Source organism: Erwinia sp. V90_4 (assembly GCF_029967685.1).
GTDB lineage: Bacteria > Pseudomonadota > Gammaproteobacteria > Enterobacterales > Enterobacteriaceae > Erwinia > Erwinia aphidicola.
The window spans coordinates 144525-167570 of record NZ_JASCAQ010000001.1; the positions used below are offsets into that span (position 1 = coordinate 144525).

Annotated in this window: 24 protein-coding genes and 3 tRNA genes; 15 read left to right on the forward strand and 12 right to left on the reverse strand. The window is 56.8% G+C overall.

Annotated elements, in window-relative coordinates; translation table 11 throughout:
- Positions 1-6 precede the first annotated feature (6 nt).
- A complete protein-coding gene (locus QLG07_RS00635; protein ID WP_282468222.1) occupies positions 7-2124 on the forward strand; it encodes a 3-hydroxyacyl-CoA dehydrogenase NAD-binding domain-containing protein in 2118 nt (705 codons plus the stop codon).
- 57 nt (positions 2125-2181) lie between these two features.
- Here QLG07_RS00635 and QLG07_RS00640 read toward each other — a convergent pair whose 3' ends face one another.
- From QLG07_RS00640 to wrbA, 3 genes are all read right to left on the reverse strand, one after another.
- Positions 2182-3558: an NAD-dependent succinate-semialdehyde dehydrogenase gene (locus QLG07_RS00640; protein ID WP_048916466.1), complete on the reverse strand. Its 1377-nt coding sequence runs from the start codon at positions 3556-3558 to the stop codon at positions 2182-2184.
- 142 nt (positions 3559-3700) lie between these two features.
- Entirely contained in the window at positions 3701-3931 is a 231-nt protein-coding gene (locus tag QLG07_RS00645) for a YccJ family protein (protein ID WP_048916465.1), read from the reverse strand.
- A 21-nt stretch (positions 3932-3952) separates the two neighbouring features.
- Positions 3953-4552, reverse strand: a complete 600-nt coding sequence (gene wrbA, locus QLG07_RS00650) for an NAD(P)H:quinone oxidoreductase (RefSeq protein WP_048916464.1) — start codon at positions 4550-4552, stop codon at positions 3953-3955.
- Between the two features lie 335 nt (positions 4553-4887).
- On the opposite strand from wrbA, the gene QLG07_RS00655 reads away from it, so the two are divergent.
- Together QLG07_RS00655 and QLG07_RS00660 are read left to right on the forward strand one after the other, a co-directional pair.
- A complete protein-coding gene (locus tag QLG07_RS00655) occupies positions 4888-5073 on the forward strand; it encodes a general stress protein (protein WP_048916463.1) in 186 nt (61 codons plus the stop codon).
- Positions 5074-5197: 124 nt separating this feature from the next.
- Complete coding sequence (locus tag QLG07_RS00660) at positions 5198-6106, forward strand: DMT family transporter (RefSeq protein WP_282468223.1); 909 nt, start codon at positions 5198-5200, stop codon at positions 6104-6106.
- A 210-nt stretch (positions 6107-6316) separates the two neighbouring features.
- Here QLG07_RS00660 and rutG read toward each other — a convergent pair whose 3' ends face one another.
- From rutG to rutA, 6 genes are read right to left on the reverse strand one after another with little or no spacing between them, the layout of a single operon-like run.
- Positions 6317-7645: a pyrimidine utilization transport protein G gene (gene rutG, locus QLG07_RS00665; protein ID WP_282468224.1), complete on the reverse strand. Its 1329-nt coding sequence runs from the start codon at positions 7643-7645 to the stop codon at positions 6317-6319.
- A 34-nt stretch (positions 7646-7679) separates the two neighbouring features.
- A complete protein-coding gene (rutF, locus tag QLG07_RS00670; RefSeq protein WP_048916460.1) occupies positions 7680-8204 on the reverse strand; it encodes an NADH-dependent FMN reductase RutF in 525 nt (174 codons plus the stop codon).
- On the reverse strand, positions 8189-9013 hold the full coding sequence (gene rutD / locus QLG07_RS00675) for a pyrimidine utilization protein D (RefSeq protein ID WP_282468225.1): 825 nt from the start codon (positions 9011-9013) through the stop codon (positions 8189-8191). The genes rutF and rutD overlap by 16 nt, the downstream gene beginning before the upstream one ends.
- A gap of 10 nt (positions 9014-9023) precedes the next feature.
- Entirely contained in the window at positions 9024-9410 is a 387-nt protein-coding gene (gene rutC / locus QLG07_RS00680; protein ID WP_187497876.1) for a pyrimidine utilization protein C, read from the reverse strand.
- A 30-nt stretch (positions 9411-9440) separates the two neighbouring features.
- The gene (rutB, locus tag QLG07_RS00685) at positions 9441-10187 is read right to left on the reverse strand and encodes a pyrimidine utilization protein B (protein ID WP_048916457.1); all 747 of its coding nucleotides are present in this window, start codon (positions 10185-10187) and stop codon (positions 9441-9443) included.
- A complete protein-coding gene (rutA, locus tag QLG07_RS00690) occupies positions 10187-11278 on the reverse strand; it encodes a pyrimidine utilization protein A (RefSeq protein WP_133623981.1) in 1092 nt (363 codons plus the stop codon). The genes rutB and rutA overlap by 1 nt, the downstream gene beginning before the upstream one ends.
- A 256-nt stretch (positions 11279-11534) precedes the next feature.
- On the opposite strand from rutA, the gene rutR reads away from it, so the two are divergent.
- Both rutR and QLG07_RS00700 read left to right on the forward strand, forming a co-directional pair.
- A complete protein-coding gene (gene rutR / locus QLG07_RS00695; protein ID WP_048916455.1) occupies positions 11535-12200 on the forward strand; it encodes an HTH-type transcriptional regulator RutR in 666 nt (221 codons plus the stop codon).
- Between the two features lie 24 nt (positions 12201-12224).
- A complete protein-coding gene (locus tag QLG07_RS00700) occupies positions 12225-13205 on the forward strand; it encodes a metal-dependent hydrolase (protein ID WP_282468226.1) in 981 nt (326 codons plus the stop codon).
- 41 nt (positions 13206-13246) lie between these two features.
- Here QLG07_RS00700 and cycA read toward each other — a convergent pair whose 3' ends face one another.
- Entirely contained in the window at positions 13247-14641 is a 1395-nt protein-coding gene (gene cycA / locus QLG07_RS00705) for a D-serine/D-alanine/glycine transporter (protein ID WP_048916453.1), read from the reverse strand.
- 201 nt (positions 14642-14842) lie between these two features.
- Here cycA and QLG07_RS00710 point away from each other — a divergent pair, with 201 nt between their 5' ends.
- The 3 genes from QLG07_RS00710 (at position 14843) to QLG07_RS00720 (ending at position 17606) form a co-directional block, all read left to right on the forward strand.
- Positions 14843-15541 (forward strand): extensin family protein, encoded by a 699-nt coding sequence (locus QLG07_RS00710; protein WP_282468227.1) that lies wholly within the window; start codon positions 14843-14845, stop codon positions 15539-15541.
- A gap of 588 nt (positions 15542-16129) precedes the next feature.
- Positions 16130-16852, forward strand: coding sequence for a transcriptional regulator SdiA (gene sdiA / locus QLG07_RS00715; RefSeq protein ID WP_282468228.1), 723 nt, complete (start codon positions 16130-16132; stop codon positions 16850-16852).
- Between the two features lie 127 nt (positions 16853-16979).
- Positions 16980-17606 (forward strand): acyl-homoserine-lactone synthase, encoded by a 627-nt coding sequence (locus tag QLG07_RS00720; protein ID WP_133623976.1) that lies wholly within the window; start codon positions 16980-16982, stop codon positions 17604-17606.
- 4 nt (positions 17607-17610) lie between these two features.
- Here QLG07_RS00720 and QLG07_RS00725 read toward each other — a convergent pair whose 3' ends face one another.
- Both QLG07_RS00725 and QLG07_RS00730 read right to left on the reverse strand, forming a co-directional pair.
- Positions 17611-17952 (reverse strand): GlpM family protein, encoded by a 342-nt coding sequence (locus tag QLG07_RS00725; RefSeq protein WP_282468229.1) that lies wholly within the window; start codon positions 17950-17952, stop codon positions 17611-17613.
- A gap of 94 nt (positions 17953-18046) precedes the next feature.
- A complete protein-coding gene (locus QLG07_RS00730) occupies positions 18047-18271 on the reverse strand; it encodes a DUF2594 family protein (RefSeq protein WP_048916449.1) in 225 nt (74 codons plus the stop codon).
- Positions 18272-18770: 499 nt separating this feature from the next.
- Between QLG07_RS00730 and uvrY the strand changes: the two genes are divergently transcribed.
- The 7 genes from uvrY (at position 18771) to QLG07_RS00765 (ending at position 23009) form a co-directional block, all read left to right on the forward strand.
- Positions 18771-19430, forward strand: a complete 660-nt coding sequence (gene uvrY / locus QLG07_RS00735; RefSeq protein ID WP_048916447.1) for a UvrY/SirA/GacA family response regulator transcription factor — start codon at positions 18771-18773, stop codon at positions 19428-19430.
- Positions 19423-21255, forward strand: a complete 1833-nt coding sequence (gene uvrC / locus QLG07_RS00740) for an excinuclease ABC subunit UvrC (protein ID WP_048916446.1) — start codon at positions 19423-19425, stop codon at positions 21253-21255. The genes uvrY and uvrC overlap by 8 nt, the downstream gene beginning before the upstream one ends.
- A gap of 71 nt (positions 21256-21326) precedes the next feature.
- Positions 21327-21875, forward strand: coding sequence for a CDP-diacylglycerol--glycerol-3-phosphate 3-phosphatidyltransferase (gene pgsA / locus QLG07_RS00745; protein ID WP_048916445.1), 549 nt, complete (start codon positions 21327-21329; stop codon positions 21873-21875).
- A 155-nt stretch (positions 21876-22030) separates the two neighbouring features.
- Positions 22031-22106: transfer RNA gene (locus tag QLG07_RS00750), tRNA-Gly, on the forward strand.
- Positions 22107-22152: 46 nt separating this feature from the next.
- Positions 22153-22226: transfer RNA gene (locus tag QLG07_RS00755), tRNA-Cys, on the forward strand.
- A gap of 12 nt (positions 22227-22238) precedes the next feature.
- Positions 22239-22324 (forward strand) — tRNA-Leu (locus tag QLG07_RS00760).
- A gap of 253 nt (positions 22325-22577) precedes the next feature.
- Positions 22578-23009, forward strand: coding sequence for a MarR family transcriptional regulator (locus tag QLG07_RS00765; RefSeq protein ID WP_133623974.1), 432 nt, complete (start codon positions 22578-22580; stop codon positions 23007-23009).
- Positions 23010-23046 lie beyond the last annotated feature (37 nt).

The following is a 23046-nucleotide window of genomic DNA, read 5'->3' on the forward strand; positions in this document are numbered from 1 at the left end:
GCGACCATGAAAAACAACCGTCAGCAGCCACGCGGGCATATGGGAATAGCGCTGGCGCGTCAGGGGACGATTTTGATCGCCACCCTAGATAATCCACCGGTCAACGCCATCAGCGCAGCGGTGCGCACTGCGCTTCAGGCGCTACTGCTGCAGCTGAGTCACGATGATGAGATTGCGGCACTGCTGCTGCTGGGTCGCGGTGGCCACTTTTCGGCAGGAGCCGACATTCGGGAATTTGGTCAGGCCCGCCCGCCGCCCGCACTGCGCGATCTCTGCGACCAGCTGGAAGCCAGCGATAAGCTGGTGGTGGCGGCAATTTCCGGCAACGCACTTGGCGGCGGGCTGGAGCTGGCGATGGCGGCCCACTATCGGCTGGCACTGCCCGACGCGCGTCTGGGGCTGCCGGAAATCAGGCTCGGCCTGCTGCCCGGCGCCGGGGGCAGCCAGCGCAGCGTGCGGCTGACAGGCGTCAAGGCGGCGCTCGACATGATGCTCGGCGGTGATCTGCTCTCGGGTGAACAGGCGCTGGCGATCGGGCTGGTAGATCGCCTGGGGCACAATGCGCGTGAAGATGGCCTGACATGGACCCGCGAACTGCTGGCGGCAGGCGGGGAAGTGCGCCGTAGCGCGACGACAAGCGCCAGAGCAGAGAGCCGCGAGTCGGTGCAGGCAGCGCTCAGCGCCGCGCGTGCGAAGCTGGCGCTACAGTTCAGGGGGCTGTTCTCTCCCGCGCTGATTATTGACTGCGTGGAGGCGGCCAGCCGCAGTACATTTGCCGCGGGCTGTCGCTTCGAAGCGGCACAGTTTCAGCGCTGCCTCTTCAGCCCTCAGCACCGCGCGCTGGTGCACATTTTTCTGGCGGAGAAAAGAGCAGCAAAGTTTCCTCTGCCGCCGGGGGTTACGCCAGCAAGCTTCAGCGCTGCGGGGGTAATTGGCGGGGGAACGATGGGGGCGGGTATCGCGGTGGTGATGCTGAACGCCGGTCTGCAGGTCACTCTGGTTGAGCGTGACGCGCTGAGCCTGGAGGGCGGGCTGGCACGCATCAGGGGCTATTTCCAGCGCCAGATCGCGAAAATGCGGCTGACGCCAGGCGAAGTGCAGAGCCGGCTGGCGCGACTACAGGGGACGCTTGAGCTGAGCGCGTTGCAACCTGCCGATCTGGTTGTCGAAGCGGTGACGGAAGATCTGGCCGTTAAACAGGCGCTGTTTCGCCAGTTAGCCGTTCACTGCCGCGCCGATGCGCTGCTGGCCAGCAATAGCTCCTACCTCTCTATTACCCAGATAGCCGCGGGAACCGCCTGCGCCAGCCACAGCCTGGGGCTGCACTTCTTTTCTCCGGCGCCGGTCATGCGGCTGCTGGAGGTGATCGCCCCGGAGAGCGTCCCACAGCGTATTGTTGCCAGTGCGTTCAGTCTGGCACGGCGGCTGGGCAAAATAGCGGTGCGCAGCGGCATCTGCGATGGCTTTATCGGCAACCGTATTATGTCTGTGACTCGCCGGGCTGCCGAGGCCATGCTGGTGGAGGGGGCCTCACCGTATGAGATTGACAGCGCGCTGCGCGGCTTTGGCTTTGCTATGGGGCCGTTTGAAACCAGCGATCTGGCCGGTGGTGACATCGGCTGGGCCACGCGCAGGCGGCGCGCGGCGACCCGCGATGCGCGCGAGCGCTATGTCAGCATTGCCGACCGCCTGTGCGAACAGGGATGGCTGGGGCAAAAAACCGGGCGTGGATGGTATCGCTACGCTGCGGGCGAGAAAAACGGGCTACCGGACCCTGAGGTGCTGGCCGTGGTTGAAGCCGAGCGCTGCCAGGCAAATATTGTGCCGCGCAGCTTCAGCCCGCCTGAGATTGTTCGACGCTACCTGCTGGCAATGATCAATGAGGGGGCAAAAGTGGTGGAAGAGGGCATCGCCCGCTGTCCGGGAGATGTGGATGTGGTCATGGTCGCGGGCTTTGGCTTCCCCCGCTATCGGGGCGGCCCGCTGTTTTACGCCGACACCCTTGGGCTGGACCGGGTAGTGCGTGATTTAACCCGATTTGCGGAGGAAGATCCCCACTTCTGGCGTCCCGCAGCACTGCTGTTGCAGCGGGCCAAACAGGGCCGGCCCATTTCTCAGGCCTGACCGGGGTAAAAAAAAAGCCGACATTATGTCGGCTTGACGTTTACTGGTGAGGAGAGGTTATTCGTCGTTACTGACCACCACCAGTTTCTGATTCACAAACTCTTTAATGCCAAGGTCGGAGAGCTCGCGGCCATAGCCGGAACGCTTAACGCCACCAAATGGCAGCTCGGCTGCAGTGTTACTAGCCGAGTTGATATAAACCATGCCGGTCTCGATGCGCGAGGCCAGCGCCTTGGCACGCGGGATATCGCGGCTGAATACCGCACCGCCCAGACCGTAGTGGGAGTCATTGGCCAGCTTCACCACTTCATCGTCATCTTTCACCACGTAGACCTGCGCCACCGGGCCAAAGAACTCTTCGAAGTAGGCCGGATTGTCACGCGTAATGCCGGTCAGAATGGTCGGCTGGTAGAAGCAGCCTTCACCCGCTACCGGTGCGCCACCCAGCAGCACCGTGGCACCTTTAGCTTTCGCCTGTTCAACCTGCTTCTGCAGGCGATCGCGGGCATCGGCTGATGAGAGCGGGCCGAGGGTGGTGCTGGCGTCAAGCGGATCGCCGATTTTTACATCCTTAAACGCCGCGCTTAGCTTCTCGATAAAGCTATCGGCCACTTTTTCATGCACCAGGAAGCGTTTAGCAGCGGTACAGACCTGGCCACAGTTGCTGAGACGCGCGCCAACCCCGGCCTTCACCGCTTTGTCCAGATCGCAGTCGTCAAGCACCACGAAGACGTCGTTACCGCCCAGTTCAAGGGTGGTTTTCTTCAGATATTTACCGGCCTGCTGCGCCACGGCGCTACCGGCACGTTCAGAACCGGTCAGCGCGGCACCCTGCACGCGATCGTCGGCAATCAGCGTGGCAATCTGATCGTTGCTGGCAAACAGGTTGGTCCAGGCCCCGGCAGGCGCGCCGGCTTCTGTTACCAGCTCCTCAAACAGCGTGGCGCAGTGCGGCACGTTAGGGGCATGCTTCGCCAGCACCGGGTTACCCGCTGCCAGGTTAGGCGCCAGTACGCGCATCAGCTGGTAGAACGGGAAGTTCCACGGCTCAACCGCCACCAGAACACCGATCGGATGATTTTCTACCCAGGCTTCACCCAGTTCACTCGGGTAGCGGGTGGGGGCGAGAAAGCGCTCGGCATTCTCGGCATAATAACGGGCGATCTGCGCGCAGAGTTCGACTTCGCCTTTGCTCTGGGCGATCAGTTTGCCCATTTCAATGCTGGCGGTCTTAGCCAGTTCGTCGACGCGGCTGTCGATCAGGTCAGCCAGCTTTTTTAGCACCTGCAAACGCGGCTGGATCGGACCTTTTGACCATGCTGAATGATAGAGCTGGTCCGCAGTCGCCAGCGCTTTTTCGACGTCGCTGTCGCTGTGGGAAGGCCAGGATTTAATGAGCTCATTACTTGCAGGATTGATTGTCTGATAGGACATAGAAACTTTCCTCTGTCAGTAAGCAGCCGGATTCTGGCTGTCAGTGAAACGTGGGATCAAGCGTAGTAGAGAAAACAGGGGATGTTCAGTTATCGGATGAGTCCTACGCGTGAAAGGGCGGGTAAGACCCGCCCTGATATCGTTAAACGTTCCTGCGCTCAACCACTTTGCTGTCCCAGGTCAGAACGTCCTGATCCGTTTTTTCGAAGGCGCGAATAAGGACTTCGTCGCTACCCTGCTGCTCCCAGATCTGCTCAGCGAGCTTTTCATCGTAATTTGCCACTTCGAAAATAGCCTCAGCAATCTCCTTAGAGGTATTACGGACGGATGCAAATTCCCCGACGTGATGTTCTTTCGATTTCTGCGTTAGCATATTGCTCTCCTGTGGTTGAGATTATCCGTTTAGTTTTACCGCTAGCCCGGCAACGTACTCACCCTGATAGCGGGCAATGTTCAGCTCTTCGGCACTGGGTTGACGTGAACCATCGCCTCCGGCAATGGTGGTAGCACCGTAGGGCGTTCCTCCGCGCACCTGCGAAATATCAAACAGCTCTTTGGTGCCGTATCCGATGGGGACAATCACCATGCCGTGGTGGGCAAGGGTCGTCCAGGTTGAAGTGATGGTCTGTTCCTGACCGCCGCCGGTGCCGGTGGAGGCAAACACGCTGGCAAGCTTGCCGTACAGCGCGCCCGATGCCCACAGCCCGCCGGTTCGGTCAAGGAAGCTGCGCATCTGCCCGGCCATATTGCCGAAGCGGGTAGGCGTGCCAAGCAGAATGGCATCATACTGCGCCAGTTCATCCGGGGTGGCTTCCTCGGCAGCCTGCCCGGTTTTGCCGCCCACCTCGGCGAAGCGGGTGGCATCCATGGTCTCCGGTACGCGCTTGATAGTGACTTCGGCGCCGGAAACGCGTTTTGCGCCTTCGGCGACGGCCTGCGCCATGGTCTCAATGTGGCCGTACATTGAGTAATAGAGCACTAAAATCTTTGCCATTTTGCGACTCCCTGATTAACGCTGAGAAGCGATCGTTTGTCCGATTTGTCAGTATAGAAGATGCCCTGTCTTATGCCCGCCGTCTGAACAATATTTGCTCACCCACCGCCCGTTTAGCTTATTATTTCGCATTATTCATTAATGAAAATTGAAGGGTAAATCAGGCTGTTCGCGGCAATCGGGGCGTCATCAGAACCGCGTTTGTCACGACATTCCGCTTAATACACTATGCTTAACAGCGCGGCGGGCATCGTGGCCTGTACGCGAAACAGCCGGCGGCAGCATCAGCGGTCGGTGCAATTCAGTATGATGTCTTAACTATTCGGAGGTAAGAAATGGCCGAACATCGTGGTGGATCTGGAAATTTCGCTGAGAACCGTGAAAGAGCATCAGAAGCAGGGCGGAAGGGCGGAAAAGTGAGCGGGGGCAACTTCAAAAATGACCCGCAGCGTGCCTCCCTTGCAGGGGAAAAAGGTGGCCGCAACAGCCGCGGCAGCAGAAGCAAAACGGAAGAGCACTGATCTATCCCACCCGCAGCCCGCCGCCGGGCTCGCCCGGCGGCTCATCCTTACGTTGACAATAACGGCACTTGATTCCGTAAAGCGAACCCCGCACACTGACGCCAAATTTTCAGCTAGGCGCACCATGTCTGCTTTTCTCTCTCGTTATAAATTCGCCGTCAACCCGCAGGAAGGGGTGCTGATCCTCATTACCATGATTTGGGGCGGGACCTTTCTTGCCGTGCATCATGCAATGACCGTCAGCGGGCCGTTCTTTTTTATTGGCGTACGCTTTGCAACGGCCGCGCTGCTGCTGGGGGCGATCTGCTGGCGCGTGCTGCGCGGGGTGACCTGGTATGAGATCAAAGCCGGTGCGCTGATAGGCCTGGCGATTGGCTGCGGCTACGGCCTGCAAACCTACGGCATGCAGACCATCTCCAGCAGTAAATCGGCGTTTATTACCGCGCTGTATGTGCCGCTGGTTCCGCTACTGCAGTGGATGTTTCTCGGCAGAATGCCGGGGCTGATGTCGTGGGTGGGCATCGTCCTGGCGTTTAGCGGCCTGCTGCTGCTGGCCGGGCCGGACGGCGGCGAACTGGCGTTTAATGTGGGGGAGATTGCCACGCTGCTCAGCACGCTGGCCATCGCCGCCGAAATCATTTTGATCAGCGCCAGTGCCGGCAAGGTGAACGTCCAGCGCGTCACGGTGATCCAGCTGGCTGCCGCGTCGCTGTTTGGCTTTCTGATGATGGTGCCCAACGGAGAGTCGCTGCCACCGTTCAGCCCGTACCTGCTGTACAGCGCGGTCGGTTTGGGGGTCGCCAGCGCGTTGATTCAGGTCACGATGAACTGGGCGCAGCGCAGCGTATCGCCAACGCGTGCCACGGTGATTTATGCCGGTGAACCGGTGTGGGCAGGGATTGTTGGGCGTATTGCCGGGGAGCGCCTGCCCGCCGTTGCGCTGCTGGGCGGGGCGCTGATTGTGTTGGGCGTATTAATCAGCGAGTTGAAGCTGAAAAAACGCAATAAATCGGCGCATAAGAAGCCCGCGTAACAGCGGGCGAGGCATGCCTCGCCCCTACGAAATCGCAGCGGTCGGGTATGTGTCGCCCCCCAAAAAATCGCAGCGGTCGGGTATGTGTCGCCCCCCAAAAATCGCAGCGGTCGGGTATGTGTCGCCCCCAAAAAATCGCAGCGGTCGGGCATGTCTCGTCCCCCCAAAACATCGTAGGGGTCGGGCATGCCCGACCCGCAGCCAACGACGCTAAAGGTCCTGACGTACCACGCTGCTGCCGCTTAAGGCCGCAGCGCGCTTATGGCTCAGAATGGCGTTCAGCAGGATAGCGCCAAAGGTTGCCGTACCGATCCCACCCAGCGTGAAGCTGCCAATTTTCAACGCGAAATCCCCGGCGCCCAGCACCAGCGTCACCGCCACCATAATCAGGTTACCATTCTGGCTCAGATCGACCCTGTTCTGCACCCAGATACGTGCCCCCGCCACGGCAATCAGACCAAATACCACAATCGATGCTCCGCCGATCACCGGGCCGGGAATGGTATGGATCAGCGCGCCGAATTTCGGCGAGAAGCCAAGCACCATCGCAATCATCGCCGCCGCAACAAATACCAGCGTCGAATAGACTTTGGTCACCGCCATCACCCCGATATTCTCTGCGTAGGTCGTTACGCCGCTGCCGCCGACGCCGCCGGACAGCATGGTCGCCAGACCGTCGCCGACAAAGGCACGCCCCATATACGGGTCAAGATTGCGCCCGGTCATGCCCGCCACGGCTTTAAGGTGTCCGAGGTTTTCCGCCACCAAAATTACCGCCACGGGTGCAATCATCACCATCGCATGGCTGCTGAAGGTGGGAGAGGTGACCAGCGGCAGGCCGAACCACGGTGCGTGGGCCAGCAGGCTGAAGTCGACCGGTTTGCCAAAGCCAAAGCCGTTGGTCAGCACCGCATATATCGCCCAGGCAACGATAAGCCCAACGAGGATCAGCAGGCGCTGCACCATGCCGCGGGTAAATACCGCCACCACGCCGATACACAGCACCGTCATCACCGCCATCCAGCTGTCAAACATCGAGGCCGACACGCCGCGCACGGCAATCGGCGCCAGGTTGAGGCCAATCGCCATCACCACTGCGCCAGTGACCACCGGCGGCATCATCTTCTCAATCCAGCGCGTGCCGGCTTTCATCACCACGACCCCAATCAGGGTGTAGAGCAGGCCGCAGGCGATAATCCCGCCCAGCGCAACGCTGAGATTGGGGTTCAGCCCCTGGCCATTGAATCCGGTAACGGCAATCACCACCCCCACAAAAGCGGCGCTGGAGCCGAGATAGCTCGGCACGCGGCCGCCCGTTACCAGGAAGAACAGCAGCGTACCTACCCCGGACATCAGAATAGACAGGTTGGGATCCAGCCCCATCAGCAGCGGCATCAATACCGTCGCACCAAACATCGCCACCGCGTGCTGCAGACCCATAATCACCGTCTGCCCTAAGGGCAGGGCTTCATCCGGCGCAACGATACCCGTGGAGGATGCCGTTATTTTCGACCATTTGGGAAACCAGGAAGCTGCCATCGTTATCTCCAGAGTGTGAGCACTGCGTGAAAAATCAGAAACTGCGTGGGGGTAGTGGGTGATAGCCGCGATCGAACCAGATCAGGCCATGGCTGCTGTCGTTGATGACCAGCGCCTGCGCCTCGCATACCAGAATGTCATGGGTGCCAACGCTCATCGTCTGCGTGACGAGGCAGTCAAACGAGATCAGCGCGCCGCTGAGGATCGGCGATCCGGTGACGCCCGTCGTCCAGTCGGCGGCAACAAAGCGCTCGGCCATTGGCGTTTTACCGCCGAACAGGTTGGACAACGCCTCATGCCCGGCGGCCAGCGTATTGACGCACAGCTGGCGGTTCTGGCGGAAAGCGTCATACACCGAGGCGGAACGGTTCAGGCATACCAGCAGGGTTGGCGGCGAATCGGTGACGCTGCACACCGCCGAAGCGGTAAACCCGGCACGGCCGCCAGCCCCGTCGGTGGTGATAATATTGACCGCCGCGCCGAGGCGGGCCATCGCATTGCGAAACTGCTGTTTGTCCACCAGCGTATCGGGGACGGGAATTTTCAGGGCTTCAGACATAACGGCTCCATTTCGGCGGTATTGGCGGCCAGGCTCTTATCTTGCAGCCAGCTCATCAGCAGGTGATTAAACGTTGTACTGTCGGTGACGCTCATGGCATGGCCACCCCAGCTCATGCGCTGCAGCGTGGCGTCAGGTAGCGCGGCCAGCAGCTGTTCGGAGCAGGTCCAGGGCACCAGCAGATCGTCACGCGCGCACAGCAGCAGCACCGGCTGGTGGATACGCTGCGCCTGCGCGCTGTAATCACAGGCCATCAGCGCATGCAGACGTTTCAGCAGGTTCTCACGCCCCTGAAAATGCGCCGCGTGCAGCGTGTCTTCAGCTTCAATGCGCTCCTGATGCTGCGACAGCCAGTCAGCCGGATAGAGGAACAGCGGCTGAGCCCGCACCCAGGCTTCAACGCCCACGTTGAGCAGCAGATCCTGACGCACGCGGAAGCAGCGACGGGTGTGGGCATCCAGCTGTAGCCAGCCGTTAACCAGCACCAGGCGCTGCACGCGTTCGGGGTAGTCGAGCGCCAGCTGCAGCGCCACCATGCCACCCAGCGCGTGACCGATGATGTCAAAGCGCTCGATGCCCTGCGCGCTGAGCGCCTGCGCCAGTTCACTGGCCATATCCTGCATGCTGTAGCCCTCAGGCAGGGTATCCGGGCTGCGGCCGGTGCCGCGCTGGTCATACACCACCACGCGATACGCGGCACGCAGCGCATTCATCTGCGGTAGCCAGAAACTGCCCAGCCCGCCCAGCCCGGCGGAAAGTACCACGGTCGCGGCGCCGGCATCGTCGCGGCCTGAAAGCTCAATATGCATGCGTCACTCCTTATTGACCGATGTGCGCGACGCTGGCGATCTCAATCAGCGCATCGGGTTTCACCAGCCCGCACTGAATGCAGAAGCGCGCCGGTTTTTCGCCGGGGAAGAACTCGGCATACACCGCGTTAACCGCCGCGTAGTTGCTCCAGTCGGTGATAAAGATCGAGTTAAAGGTCACGTCGTCCATCGTGCCGCCCGCCGTCTCAATCACGCTTTTGATCGTTTCCAGCACGTGACGCGTCTGCGCGGCAGCATCACCGACATGCACCACGTTGTTGTCCTTATCGAATGGCAATGTCCCGGAGACATACACCACGCCGTCGGCCAGCGTTCCCGGCACAAAAGGCGCAATCGGCACGCTGGTGCCCGGTGGGGTGATAATCGTTTTTGGCATGCTCTTGACTCCGTCTCAGTAATGCAGTTTTTATGCCGTTTGTTGTGCGGCGGTAGGTTCATGCTGTAATGCGCGACAGAAGCTGCCGACGTCAGAGACCCAGCCAAAGAAGGTTTCGATATTGAAAATCGCCGCCTGCTGGGCAAACAGCGGCCCGGCCTGATAGGTCGCGTCTTCCAGCACGATGCCAAAGTATTCAAGGAAGAAGCCGTCGCGCAGCGTCGACTCCACGCAGACGTTGGTCGCAATGCCGGTAAACACCAGGTGGCGAATTCCGCGGCTGCGCAGCATGCTGTCGAGCGCAGTGTTGAAGAAGCCGCTGTAGCGCGGTTTTGGCAGCACAATATCGCCCGGCTGCGGCGTCAGTTCGTCGACCAGCTCATAATCCCAGCCGCCCTTCGCCAGCAGAGTGCCCTGCAGCTCCGGCTTCTGGCGCATGGTTTTCAGCGCGTTGGATTTGTGCCAGTTCGGTGAGCCGGGGCCACCCGCTTCCACGTACTGATCGTCCCAGCCGTTCTGGAACCAGATAATCTGGATCCCGGCGTCGCGCGCCGCTTTAACCGCCACGTTGATCTGGTCGATCACCGGGCGGGTGGCGGAAACATCAAAGCCGGCGAGATCGAGATAGCCGCCGGTGGTGGCGTAGGCATTCTGCATATCTACCACGATCAGCGCGGTCTGCTCCGGCGGAAAGACAATCGCTTCCGGGCGAGCGGGCAGGGTAATGGCATTCTGGCTTGAGGCGGTGGTACAGACCACGGCGGGTTTGCTTTTCATTACGCGACCTCCTGAGTAGCATCAATCACATCAAGGCGGCACTGCATCAGCGGCTGGATGCGCTCGCCGAAGTTCTCAATGCCCTGTAGGAAATCATCAAAGGTCAGCAGCACGCCGTGGGTGCCTTCAACCGTTGCTACCTCATCCAGCATGCGCGCGACGCTGGCGTAAGAGCCGACCAACGTGCCCATATTGATATTCACCGCGGAAGTCGGGTCAGCCATCTGGCGCACGTTGGTATCGCTGCCGGATTTCTTATCCTGCTGGCTCTGCGTGGTCAGCCACGCCAGCGCTTGTTCGTCTGCCCCCTCTTTGTAATGCTCCCATTTCGCCCGCGCCGCCTCGTCGGTTTCATCGGCGATGATCATAAACAGCACATAGGAGCCGACATCGCGCCCTGCGGCATCGGCCGCCGTTTTCATCCGCGCAGCGGTCGGGGCGAAAGCGGTCGGCGTATTCACCCCTTTACCGAAGCAGAAGTTGTAATCGGCGTGCTTCGCGGAGAAGGCCATGCCCGCATCGCTCTGTCCGGCGCAGATCACCTTCATCGGCTTCTGCGGCTGCGGGCTGAGGCGGCAGTCGTTCATGGTAAAGAACTCACCTTTGAGATCTGACTTACCCGTGCCCCACAGATCGCGCAGCACGCTGACGTATTCGGTCAGATAGTCGTAGCGGCGCGAGAAGTACTCATCGCCCGGCCACAGGCCCATCTGGTCATATTCCGGCTTCTGCCAGCCGGTCACCAGGTTAACGCCGAAGCGTCCGCCGGAAATTGAGTCAATCGTTGAGGCCATGCGCGCCACGATCGCCGGAGGCAGCGTCAGAGTGGCGGCGGTGGCGTATATTTCAATGCGTGAGGTGACGGCGGCCAGCCCGGCCATTAGCGTAAAGGACTCCAGATTGTGGTCCCAGAATTCGGTCTGGCCACCGAAGCCGCGCAGCTTGATCATCGACAGGGCGAAATCAAAGTGATAGTGCTCGGCTTTCTGCACAATGGCTTTGTTCAGTTCGAACGTGGGCATGTACTGCGGCGCGTTGTTGGAGATCAGCCAGCCGTTGTTACCGATAGGGATAAAGACACCAATTTTCATGTGAAATCCTCTGATTAAGCGAAAGATTGACTGCGATACGCTGTGCAGGAATATTGCAAAGGCTGTGCCATAATCAGAAAAGTCATTAAAAACAGCGTGTTGCTTAAAGGTTGTGAAATTGTACTGGAGTGGATGGTCCAAATCAGACCATTTGGTCAAAACTATCTGCACAAAAAGCAGGCAGGCGTGGTCAATATAAGTGCATCCCTCTGATTAGGTATGCTTCGGGCGATTTGATATTATCCCCGCAACCCACATGGATCATGGAGTCACGGTGAATTCGACTGATAAGCCTGCGGCAAAAGCCTCAACCCGCCGTTCCCGCGCGGTAGCCGCCAAGCGCAACGCTATTCTGGCGGCAGCGCTGGAGTTTTTTTCCCAGTTTGGCATCCACGGCACCAGCCTGGATAAAGTGGCTGAACGCGCTGACGTTTCCAAAACCAATCTGCTTTACTATTTCCCGTCGAAAGAAGAGCTGTATATCGCGGTGCTGAAAGATCTGCTGGACGTGTGGCTGGCGCCGCTGCGTGCCCTGCGTGCCGATCAGCATCCGCTGGAGGCGATACGCGACTACATCCGCCTTAAGCTGGAAGTGTCACGCGATCATCCGCAGGCCTCACGTCTGTTCTGTCTGGAGATGCTGCAGGGGGCGCCGCTGCTGAAGGCCGAACTGGCGGGCGATCTCCGTCACCTGGTGGAAGATAAAGCGGCGGTGATTGAGGCATGGGTGGTGCAGGGCAAGCTGGCGGCGGTCCAGCCGCACCATCTGATCTTTATGCTGTGGGCCACCACGCAGCACTATGCCGATTTCTCCACGCAGGTAGAGGCGATAACCGGGCAAACGCTGCAGGATGAGCAGTTCTTTAACCAGACGGTAGAGAACGTGCAGCGCATGGTGATTGAGGGTATTCGCGTACGCTAACCGCAGGCTGAACAGGACAGGTTTATGGATTCCGTTTCACAATTTGTGTTGGGCGCTGCGGTAGCCGTTGCCGTGATGGGGCGCAAAGCACCGGTATGGCAGGCTGCTGCCGTGGGCGCGGCGTGCGGCACGCTGCCGGACCTTGATGTATTTATCGACCACGGCGATGCTATCCGCAATATGACCCTTCACCGTACTGAAAGCCATGCGCTGCTGTGGTTGACCCTGGTTTCGCCGCTGCTGGCCGCGCTGTTTGCCCGCCTTTGCCGCCAGCAGCAGCACTTCGCCCGCTGGTGGGTGGCGGTGTGGCTGGCGCTGATCACTCACCCGCTGCTGGATTTGACCACGGTCTACGGCACCCAGCTGGCGCTGCCATTTACCGATCGGCCGTTTGCCATCGGCAGCATGTTTATTGTCGATCCGCTCTATACGCTGCCGCTGCTGGTGGGAATGGTTGCCGCGCTGGCGTGGCGCGGGGAGCGCGGGCGACGCTGGAATCGCATCGGGCTGAGCCTCAGCTGTGTTTATCTGCTGTGGAGCATGGTCGCGCAGGCGTGGGTGACGCATGAGGTGAAGCAGCAGCTGGCGGCAGACCGCGATGACGTTGAGCAACTGCTGATTACGCCGACAGCCTTAAATACCCTGCAGTGGCGCGTGGTGGTCATGAGGGAGGGCAGCTATCAGGAGGGGTTCTATTCACTGCTCAGCCCGCACAAACCGCTGGTGTTAACCACCCACGATCGCGGTACGGCGCTGTATCAGCAGCTGGCGTCGAACTGGTACGTGCAGCGCGTGGCCTGGTTTAGCCGCGGGTTCTTTGCCATGAAGCAGGTCAATGGCTATATCACCATCACCGATTTGCGGATGGGGGAGGAGCCGGACTACACCTTTACCTTTGATCTCGGTCCGCTGCCGCTTAAAGAGGGGCCTTATAAGCCATCGCGTCTGGCGGTACAGCGCCCACCGCTCGGCCAGGCACTGCATAAACTGTGGTCACGCTTCTAAACCTACCGTGCCGGGCATGATGCCCGGCACGGGCGACAGAGTTACCCCGCCTTACGCTTGCGCAGGAACCAACCCACCGCCAGCATCAGGAACCACAGCGGCGTTACCATCAGCGCCTGGCGCGTATCGGTTTCCAGCGTCAGCAGCACAATGACGAAAGCGAAGAAGGCAATGCAGATCCAGCACATGAATTTGCCCAGCGGCATCTTGTAGCTCGATTCAGCGTGCCGCTGCGGGTACTTCTTACGGTACGCCAGGTATGAGCACAGAATAATGGTCCAGACAAACATAAACAGAATCGCGGATACCGTGGTGACCAGGGTAAACACCGTCATCACGTTCGGGATCAGATAAATCAGCGCAACCCCGCCCAGCAGGCACAGGCAGGAGAAGAACAGCCCGGTGGTCGGCACGGCGCGGCTTGACAGCATGCCGAAACGACGATGGGCCACGCCCTGTTGCGCCAGACCGTACAGCATGCGGCTGGTCGAGAAGATACCGCTGTTCGCCGAGGAGGCTGCCGAGGTCAGTACCACAAAGTTAACGATGCTTGCCGCTGCCGGCAGGCCGATCAGCACAAACATCTCCACGAACGGGCTGCGGTCCGCGACCACCTGATCCCACGGTGTTACCGCCATAATCACCATCAGCGCCAGCACGTAGAACATAATGATACGCAGCGGAATGGCGTTAATTGCACGCGGCAGCACGGTTTTTGGATCGTGCGTTTCAGCGGCAGCGGTGCCGACCAGCTCAATACCCACAAAGGCAAAGACCGCGATCTGGAACCCGGCAAAGAAGCCGCTCAGCCCTTTCGGGAACATTCCGCCGTGATCCCAGATATTGCTCAGGGAAGCGGTGCCGCCGCCCGGAGAAGGGTAGTGCATGGCGACCAGCACGATACCGGTGGCGATCAGCGCAACGATGGCGACGATTTTAATAATCGCAAACCAGAACTCCATTTCGCCAAACAGTTTTACCGTGGCGATATTCAGCGTTAAAAATATCGCGATGCACAGCAGGGCGCTCATCCAGACCGAGAAGTCGGGGAACCACAGCTGGAAGTAGGAGGCAATAGCCACCACATCGGCAATGCCGGTTACCACCCAGCAGAACCAGTAGGTCCAGCCGGTAAAATACCCCGCCCAGGGACCGAGCAGGTCGGCGGCGAAATCGCTAAAGGATTTGTACTCCAGATTGGAGAGCAGCAGCTCGCCCATGGCGCGCATGACAAAGAACAGCATAAAGCCGATGATCATATAGACGAAGATGATTGACGGCCCGGCCAGGCTGATAGTTTTACCCGACCCCATAAACAGACCGGTACCGATCGCACCGCCGATAGCAATCAGCTGAATATGACGATTATGCAGGTTACGCCGGAGTGTATCCGGTCCTTCCTCCGAGACGATTGCCTCTTTTGATTGATCAACCATATTGGGTTTCCTGTCCTGTGGTGATGATGTTTAAGCTCTGATGGCTTTTAATAAATCGATGATGTCGAGGTTAGTGCGGTCAAGAGCTTAACGCAAAAGACCGGAGGATAAAGCAGAAATTGCGGCTAAACTGCGAGAAGCACGCATCGCCTGCTTAAAAATCCGGCGTTGATCTCACCCACACAATAAAAGGGGAGGGAAATGAAGCAATTAATCGCATTTGCACTACTGGCTTTGCTTGGCTGGCTGGCGCTGCCCACCCTGCTAAAAAAACTGCCCGCCGAATGGAATCCCACTACCCCGCTGGCGGTGACCGACCCGCCCACGCTGGTGACGCGCTACAAGCTGAAGCGGCTGGCGAGTGACGGCGCTGGCTGCCTGGCGGTACTGCAGCAGGCCGAGAGTGCGGGCTATATCAGCTATACGCGCCCCGGCAACCTGCAGGGGCAATGCCCGCTGGTCGACCCGGTGCGTATCACAGGCTTTGGCGAGGTTAAACTCAGCTCAAGCTTTCTCGCCAGCTGCGCGCTGGCGGTGAGCAGCACGATGCTGGTGACCCAGGCCCTGAAACCGCTGGCGCAGAGTGAGTTAGGCTCGCCTCTGGCGCGGATTGACCACCTTGGCAGTTATGCCTGCCGCAATATTTATCATCGTGCGCAAGGGCGGCTGAGCGAGCACGCCAGCGCCGAAGCGTGGGACCTCAGCGCATTTCGCTTGCAAAATGGTCAGCGTATTAGCGTGCTGAATCACTGGCAGGCGAATGATGCCCGCAGTCGCTGGCTGCATCAGGTGTTTGCGCAAAGCTGCGGCCTGTTCGGCAACTCGCTGGGGCCGGAATATAACGCCGCTCACGCTAACCATTTTCATCTGGGCATGCGCGGGTTTAGCCTCTGTCGCTGAGGGCTACCCTGCGAATTTCATCTTTTAACCCGTATGATTGACAGGGTGGGTAAGCGTAAGGCCTTAGTATAAATGTGGATATATCTGATGTTTTTGCCCGCAGGTTAATCTATTGTGTAAAGCCAAATTGGTTAAGGTTAAGGATAATTAACAATGATATCAGTGTGTTTAACTAGTAACCCACAGGAAGTTACTGTTTTTTAACCAAAATACCCGAACTGATCGTGTAAAACTTTTATATGTAAACGGCAGGGAAAAGGGGGCAAATTTATTGAATATTTATAGGAAAAATCCTATTCTAACGCTATATGGTGAGGGCGGGGATAAATCTCGCTATCCCGCTTGCAGATCATTTGGTGCTGGCATGCCTGCTTTTTTAACGGCTGCAGAACGCCTTTTCGGGATAATTTCCCCGATGATTTTTAATGCCCCCAGTCATGAATAATGCTGCATTAAGCACGGCTTTAACGCCTGGCGGAACACGCGGGATAGTTAGCTTTACTCGACGACATTCATTTTTTGCGACCAGTTAGACAATGACAATTATAATTAGGGTATGGAGTTTTACCACTGTCCCGCTGAGGCGTTATGACACCTGAGAACTATTTCAGTTGGCGAACCGAAATGCAATTTGCCTTTAGTCAGGTTGTCAGCAAGGCTGATATTACCCGTACGATTGAACAGCAGATGTCTCATCTGGGATTCGATTTTTATGCATTTTTTATTCGGCACCCCGTTCCTTTTACCCGGCCGAAAACCTTTTTTTTTACTAATTATCCACAGAATTGGGTCGAGTATTATTTGCAGGAGGACTTTGCACAGCTCGATCCGGTTTTGAAAATTTGTCGTGCTCCTGGCAACGTCTGGCCGTGGGACGAAATGGCCGATGCAGCAGGCAGAAAAGTGTTCCGGGCTGCCCGTAAACACGGCATCTATCACGGTATTTCATGTTCGATGATGGCGAAGAATCGATCTATGGGTATCTTGTCGATGTCCTATGCTTGTGAAAGTAAGACTATTCAGTTAACAACTGGACTGGAGCTTCAACTTCAGAACCTAACCGAACTGAGCCTTGCTGCGCTGATCGAGATGGATGATATCTCGATGACGGCCGCTAAACTGGAATTAAGTGAACGAGAATTGGAGATACTAAAATGGACAGCAGAGGGAAAAACTTCTGCAGAAATATCCTTAATACTCTCAATTTCAAAAAATACGGTGAACTTTCACCAAAAAAACATGCAAAAACGATTTAATGCACCAAACAAAACGCAAATCGCCTCTTACGCTGCAGCAATCGGTTTAATCTGAAAGAGGATGCAACTACTAATTTTGGTAGTTTCGTATTGCTAACCGGTTGTCTACCCTGCGCCCAGGGTGACAACCCTGCCCGTGCCGTCAGGAGCGGCGCTCACGAGGGAATGCGACAGGGGATTATATGAAGATTATCCAGACCAGATTGAAGGACATGCCATCGTCGTTGCTGGCAGAATTAGGAAGTTATCGGTATAGCGTTTTTGCCCGCGGTGAGGGCTGGTCAATTCCTTCACGCCTGAGCACTCCGGGACAGGAGTACGACCGCTATGACCGATCTGATGTGATCTGGTTGATCGCCTGGAAAGCGCAGCATGGTATTTGCGGCTGCGTACGCCTGATGGCGTGGCACAACCCCGATAATAATTCGTCGGAGATGATCGGTGAGAGTGAGTCTGACGACAGCGAAATTGTCTGGGAAATGTCGCGCTTTTCCGCCCGGCTTGAGATTGACGCCGAACTGCCACTCAATATTTTATGGCATGCGGTACAGCTGGCGGCGCAGTCCGGCGTGAAATACCTTTACAGCGCGGCAACGCCAATGCTGGAACAGATGTTTGAACAGCATCAGGTGAATTATGAACCCCTCACGCCGGGGATTATCCAGTCAGAGGATAATCTGTTTGCGGTGAAAATCCCGGTGCAGCAGCCTAATCTGGCGGAAAAATTCCACGGGGCGCGGCGTTTTCGTCCTGAGGAAGTGCTGCCCACGCTGGGCGTTTCGGTTAGCTGGGGAGCCCGCGGGCGTTAGTCGCTCAGTGACCCTGCCACTTTGACCACAGCGTGATTAATAACCACGCTGCCGCACACCAGCACACTACGGCTGCCAGTAGCGCCCACGGCAGCCGCATCAAATTGATCAAATACCATAGCGATAGCAGATAGACAAAATAGGGAATGATCGCCCACATCCCGAAAAGTAGGGTGGTGCGCAGTGCTTCAACACCGCGTTCACTGGCAACAATATAGTGAGCCAGCAGGGCGAATGTGGGAAACAGCGGGATCAGACCGGCAAGATAGTAATTGCGGGTTTTGGACAGAATGCCAATTAACACCACAACGAAAGCGCCGAGTAATGCTTTGAAAAGTAAGGCCATTGCTTTATTCAGTCAGCGAAAACCTTAAGATGTGACAAAATCACTGAAAAAGCAATGGACCTTTTATGAGCCAGCGTGCGCCAGCGCAAGGGGATTACTGGCGGAACGCGAACTTAATTTGCTTAACGGTGTTGCTAAATACTTCCGCCTGCTGCCGATCTTCGAGATCGGCGATGTAGCGTTCCATCTTGATAATCACTTTCCCGGCATCGGCCTGACCCATTCCCTTCAGCATCAGCGTAACCAGTGCCTTCATACAGGTCACTTCGTTGGCGAGTGCCTGCACTTCTTCGCTGGTTGTAAAGTCAATCTGACTCATGATCTCTCCCAATAGTCATTGAAAACAGCGCACCTGGCAGGTAGACCAGGCACTAAAAGTTGTTAAAAGTATATCACATAATGGTATGAAGGAATCCCCTGCCCGGGGCGCTTAAGATTAAACTGAACTCATCACTCAGACAGCGGTGATTAACATTGATGGCAGAATAGGATGGCGAATCGGCTGCCGCATAAAAAGAGTGAGCTATTATTTTTTCAAAATTTAAACTATTGCCGGGTAAATCTATCTATTTGTAATATATGTGATAATTTACTATGATTTGAATCTGTTATTGATGGCGCGAGTTATCTGGCCCTGATAGTTGTGCTAATACAGTGGCAATGTTGTTGGATTTTCACGCGAATAAAATGCGCTGGATAATTATTTTTTCTGCGCTATGTATCATTATTTCTGTTCTAACACTGCTGGAAAAGTAGTAACATAACGGCCCTGCCAATGTCTCTACTGTCACCCGCCTCAGCCATCTAGGGAGTCTCTTTTGATAAGCGTATTTCTTGTTGATGACCACGAACTGGTACGTGCAGGTATTCGTCGCATCCTGGAAGATATCAAAGGTATCCAGGTCGTCGGCGAAGCCAACTGCGGTGAGGATGCGGTAAAGTGGTGCCGTAGCAACAGTGCCGACGTGGTGCTGATGGATATGAACATGCCCGGCATTGGCGGCCTTGAGGCCACGCGTAAGATTGTGCGCTACGCCCCGGACAGCAAAATCATCATGCTGACCATCTATACGGAGAACCCGCTGCCGGCGAAAGTCATGCAGGCTGGGGCTTCCGGCTACCTGAGCAAAGGTGCCGCGCCGCAGGAAGTGGTTAGCGCGATACGCTCCGTGAACGCCGGGCAGCGCTATATTGCTTCAGATATTGCTCAACAGATGGCGTTAAGCCAGCTTGAACCGCAAAAAGCGGAATCACCCTTCAGCTGTTTGTCGGAACGCGAATTGCAGATTATGCTGATGATTACCAAAGGCCAGAAAGTGACGGAAATTTCCGAACAGCTTAACCTGAGCCCGAAAACCGTTAACAGCTATCGCTACCGCATGTTCAGCAAACTTAACATTAGTGGTGACGTAGAGTTAACGCACCTGGCCATTCGTCATGGCCTGTACAATGCGGAGCCGTTAATCAGTAGTGAGTGATCTGTTTGATGCTAAATCTTTCCTGAAAACCGTCACCAGTCAGCCTGGTGTCTACCGGATGTATGATGCCGGCGGCACAGTCATCTATGTCGGTAAAGCGAAGGATCTTAAAAAGCGCCTGACCAGCTATTTTCGCGGCAATCTTGCCAGCCGGAAAACCGAAGCGCTGGTGGCACAAATTCAGCAAATTGATGTGACGGTAACGCACACCGAAACCGAAGCGTTACTGCTTGAGCACAACTACATCAAGCTCTACCAGCCGCGCTATAACGTGCTGCTGCGTGACGATAAATCCTATCCTTATATCTTCCTGAGTGCGGATACCCATCCACGCCTTGCCAGCCACCGCGGCGCCAAGCATGCGAAAGGGGAGTACTTTGGTCCTTTTCCCAATGGTTATGCGGTGCGCGAAACGCTGTCGCTGTTGCAAAAAGTCTTTCCGGTACGCCAGTGCGAAAACAGCGTTTACCGCAATCGCACGCGTCCCTGCCTGCAGTATCAGATTGGTCGCTGCCTCGGGCCATGCGTCGCAGGACTGGTTTCGGAAGAGGAATACGCGCAGCAAATTGATTACGTCCGGCTGTTCCTGTCCGGTAAAGATGATCAGGTGCTCAACCAGCTGGTGGGACGGATGGAAAACGCCAGCCGCGATCTGCGTTTTGAAGAAGCGGCCAGGCTGCGCGATCAAATTCAGGCCGTGCGCCGGGTAACCGAGAAGCAGTTTGTCTCTAACCAGGGCGACGACCTTGATGTGATTGGCGTGGCGTTTGACTCGGGCATGGCCTGCCTGCATGTGCTGTTTATCCGCCAGGGGAAAGTGCTGGGCAGCCGCAGCTATTTCCCGAAAGTGCCGGGCGGCACCGATCTGTCAGAAGTGGTGCAAACCTTTGTCGGTCAGTTTTACCTGCAGGGGAGCCAGGCGCGCACGCTGCCAGGGGATATTCTGCTGGACTTTACGCTGCCGGAAAAAGATCTGCTGGCGGAGTCGCTGACCGAACTGGCAGGGCGGCGCGTGTCGATTCAGAGCAAACCGCGCGGCGATCGCGCCCGCTACCTGAAGCTGGCCCGCACCAATGCGGCCACTGCGCTGGTGACGCGTCTGGCGCAGCACTCCACCATCCATCAACGGCTGGCTGCGCTGGCGCAGACCCTGGAGCTGCCGCCAATCCGTCGTATGGAGTGTTTCGATATCAGCCATACCATGGGCGAGCAGACCGTTGCTTCCTGTGTGGTGTTCGATGCTAACGGGCCGTTGCGCAGTGAGTATCGTCGTTACAATATTACGGGAATTACCCCGGGTGATGACTACGCGGCAATGAATCAGGTGCTGCGCCGCCGCTATGGCAAAGCGATTGAAGAGAGCAAAATCCCGGATGTGATCCTGATCGATGGCGGGAAAGGCCAGCTGGCGCAGGCGAAAACAGTGTTTGCCGAGCTGGATGTTCCCTGGGATAAAAATCGCCCGCTGCTGCTCGGCGTCGCGAAAGGGAGCGATCGTCGGGCAGGGCTGGAAACGCTGTTCCTCGAGCCGGAAGGTGAGGGCTTTGCTCTGCCGGCGGACTCCCCGGCGCTGCATGTTATCCAGCATATTCGTGATGACTCTCACAATCACGCAATTACGGGGCATCGTAATAAACGGGCAAAAGTGAAGAACACCAGCGCACTGGAAACCATCGAAGGCATCGGCCCGAAACGGCGCCAGTCGCTGCTTAAGTACATGGGGGGCCTGCAACCGCTGATTAATGCCTCGGTTGAGGAGATCGCCAGCGTCCCGGGAATATCGCACGCGCTGGCGGAAAAAATCTTCCATGCGCTGAAACACTAAGCATTGCAACACCCGGGGCAATGTAGCAACATAGGGACAAATTCTACTCTGTCCAGACAGTTAGCGTAATTATGCCATTTAATATTCCGACCTTACTTACCCTGTTTCGTGTAGTGTTAATCCCATTCTTTGTGCTGGCGTTTTATCTGCCATTTCAATGGGCTCCGCTCGCCTGTGCGCTGATTTTCATTTTCGCTGCGGTGACTGACTGGTTCGACGGTTATCTGGCGCGCCGCTGGAAACAGACCACGCAGTTCGGCGCCTTCCTCGACCCGGTAGCGGATAAAGTGATGGTGGCAATGGCGCTGGTGCTGGTGGCGGAATATTTCCATGCCTGGTGGATTACGCTGCCTGCCGCCACTATGATTGCCCGCGAGATTATCATTTCTGCTCTGCGCGAGTGGATGGCTGAAATCGGTAAACGCAATAGCGTGGCCGTATCCTGGATCGGTAAAGTGAAAACCACGGCGCAGATGCTGGCGCTGTTTGCTCTGTTATGGCATCCAAATGATGTGATTGAAGGCGTCGGCGTCGCCGCTTTATATATCGCAGCGGTGCTCACTTTCTGGTCAATGTTCCAGTATCTCAGTGCGGCGCGCGGCGATCTGCTCGAACGGTGATCGAAGCGGTTCAAAAAGCAGCAAACAGATGCTTTGTGAGGATAATTTTATTGACTCGCCTGGTGAGAACAGTAGAATGCAACGCATCGAAAGGCAGCATGGTCTGCCAGAAGATAAAGTAAGTCAGAGAGTTAACTTAACTTTCTGATTGCTAAGCGGGAATAGCTCAGTTGGTAGAGCACGACCTTGCCAAGGTCGGGGTCGCGAGTTCGAGTCTCGTTTCCCGCTCCAAATTTAGTCAGCAGAGATGAAGCTCTGATGACAGAAAAGAATAAAAGGCGCGTTGGCAGAGTGGCCATGCTACGGATTGCAAATCCGTCTACCTCGGTTCGACTCCGGGACGCGCCTCCACTTTACACCCAAGCCCGGGTGGTGAAATCGGTAGACACAAGGGATTTAAAATCCCTCGGCTTATGGCTGTGTGGGTTCAAGTCCCACCCCGGGCACCATCTTCGAACTACCGATTAAAACGAATAAAAACAAGCTGTAAGCAATGTCGTAACCGCCCCTGAAAGGCGGTTTTTTTATGCCTGAAATTCCTCTTCCCCACTATTTCTGCTTTGCACACGTTAATAACGGGCGACTGGCGCAGTGGCTAAGAATTATCTAAACTCTCTGGCAGTAGCTTCCATTCTTTATCTGAGCGTGCTTATAATTGCCGGATAATTTTAGTTAGACCTCTAATCATCAGGCATCGATACATTGAACTCCCAGGAACTAAACTTTTCCCGTTTACTGCATCTGACGGCTCACGCCTGGCGTCAGGCGATCGACCGTCGTATGAAAGACAACGGGTTGAGCATGAGTAGCTGGATGGCCGTTGCCACCATTGCCATTCAGGATCAACCCATGAGTCAGAAAGAGCTGGCGCAGGCGCTGGGGCTGGAAGATGCCAGCGTAGTCCCGCTGATCGATCGGCTGGTGAAGCAGCAGCTGGTTGAGCGCGTTCAGCCTGCGGAAGATCGGCGTAAGCGGCTGCTGCACGTCACCCCGAAAGGGGAGCTGCTCTATCAGCGTTTAAAAACACAAGCCGACGCGCTGCGTAATGAACTGCTGTCAGGGGTTAATCCCGCCGAGCTGGCGGTCACCCAGCGCGTACTGCAACAACTGCTGGCGGCAACTGAGGTGAAGTAGGGTGCGTCGCAATAAATCCAATCCTTATGCACCGGTT

Bases quoted from the DNA above. Each gene is read 5' to 3' on its own strand.
- QLG07_RS00635 (WP_282468222.1), top strand. From the start codon at position 7: ATGAAAAACAACCGTCAGCAGCCACGCGGGCATATGGGAATAGCGCTG.
- QLG07_RS00720 (WP_133623976.1), top strand. From the start codon at position 16,980: ATGAAGATTATCCAGACCAGATTGAAGGACATGCCATCGTCGTTGCTG.
- QLG07_RS00730 (WP_048916449.1), bottom strand. From the start codon at position 18,271: ATGAGTCAGATTGACTTTACAACCAGCGAAGAAGTGCAGGCACTCGCC.
- QLG07_RS00725 (WP_282468229.1), bottom strand. From the start codon at position 17,952: ATGGCCTTACTTTTCAAAGCATTACTCGGCGCTTTCGTTGTGGTGTTA.
- QLG07_RS00645 (WP_048916465.1), bottom strand. From the start codon at position 3,931: ATGCTAACGCAGAAATCGAAAGAACATCACGTCGGGGAATTTGCATCC.
- rutD (WP_282468225.1), bottom strand. From the start codon at position 9,013: ATGCATATTGAGCTTTCAGGCCGCGACGATGCCGGCGCCGCGACCGTG.
- wrbA (WP_048916464.1), bottom strand. From the start codon at position 4,552: ATGGCAAAGATTTTAGTGCTCTATTACTCAATGTACGGCCACATTGAG.
- rutG (WP_282468224.1), bottom strand. From the start codon at position 7,645: ATGGCAGCTTCCTGGTTTCCCAAATGGTCGAAAATAACGGCATCCTCC.
- QLG07_RS00655 (WP_048916463.1), top strand. From the start codon at position 4,888: ATGGCCGAACATCGTGGTGGATCTGGAAATTTCGCTGAGAACCGTGAA.
- QLG07_RS00700 (WP_282468226.1), top strand. From the start codon at position 12,225: ATGGATTCCGTTTCACAATTTGTGTTGGGCGCTGCGGTAGCCGTTGCC.
- rutB (WP_048916457.1), bottom strand. From the start codon at position 10,187: ATGAAAAGCAAACCCGCCGTGGTCTGTACCACCGCCTCAAGCCAGAAT.
- rutF (WP_048916460.1), bottom strand. From the start codon at position 8,204: ATGTCTGAAGCCCTGAAAATTCCCGTCCCCGATACGCTGGTGGACAAA.
- cycA (WP_048916453.1), bottom strand. From the start codon at position 14,641: ATGGTTGATCAATCAAAAGAGGCAATCGTCTCGGAGGAAGGACCGGAT.
- rutR (WP_048916455.1), top strand. From the start codon at position 11,535: ATGGATCATGGAGTCACGGTGAATTCGACTGATAAGCCTGCGGCAAAA.
- rutA (WP_133623981.1), bottom strand. From the start codon at position 11,278: ATGAAAATTGGTGTCTTTATCCCTATCGGTAACAACGGCTGGCTGATC.
- QLG07_RS00660 (WP_282468223.1), top strand. From the start codon at position 5,198: ATGTCTGCTTTTCTCTCTCGTTATAAATTCGCCGTCAACCCGCAGGAA.
- rutC (WP_187497876.1), bottom strand. From the start codon at position 9,410: ATGCCAAAAACGATTATCACCCCACCGGGCACCAGCGTGCCGATTGCG.
- QLG07_RS00640 (WP_048916466.1), bottom strand. From the start codon at position 3,558: ATGTCCTATCAGACAATCAATCCTGCAAGTAATGAGCTCATTAAATCC.
- QLG07_RS00710 (WP_282468227.1), top strand. From the start codon at position 14,843: ATGAAGCAATTAATCGCATTTGCACTACTGGCTTTGCTTGGCTGGCTG.
- pgsA (WP_048916445.1), top strand. From the start codon at position 21,327: ATGCCATTTAATATTCCGACCTTACTTACCCTGTTTCGTGTAGTGTTA.
- sdiA (WP_282468228.1), top strand. From the start codon at position 16,130: ATGACACCTGAGAACTATTTCAGTTGGCGAACCGAAATGCAATTTGCC.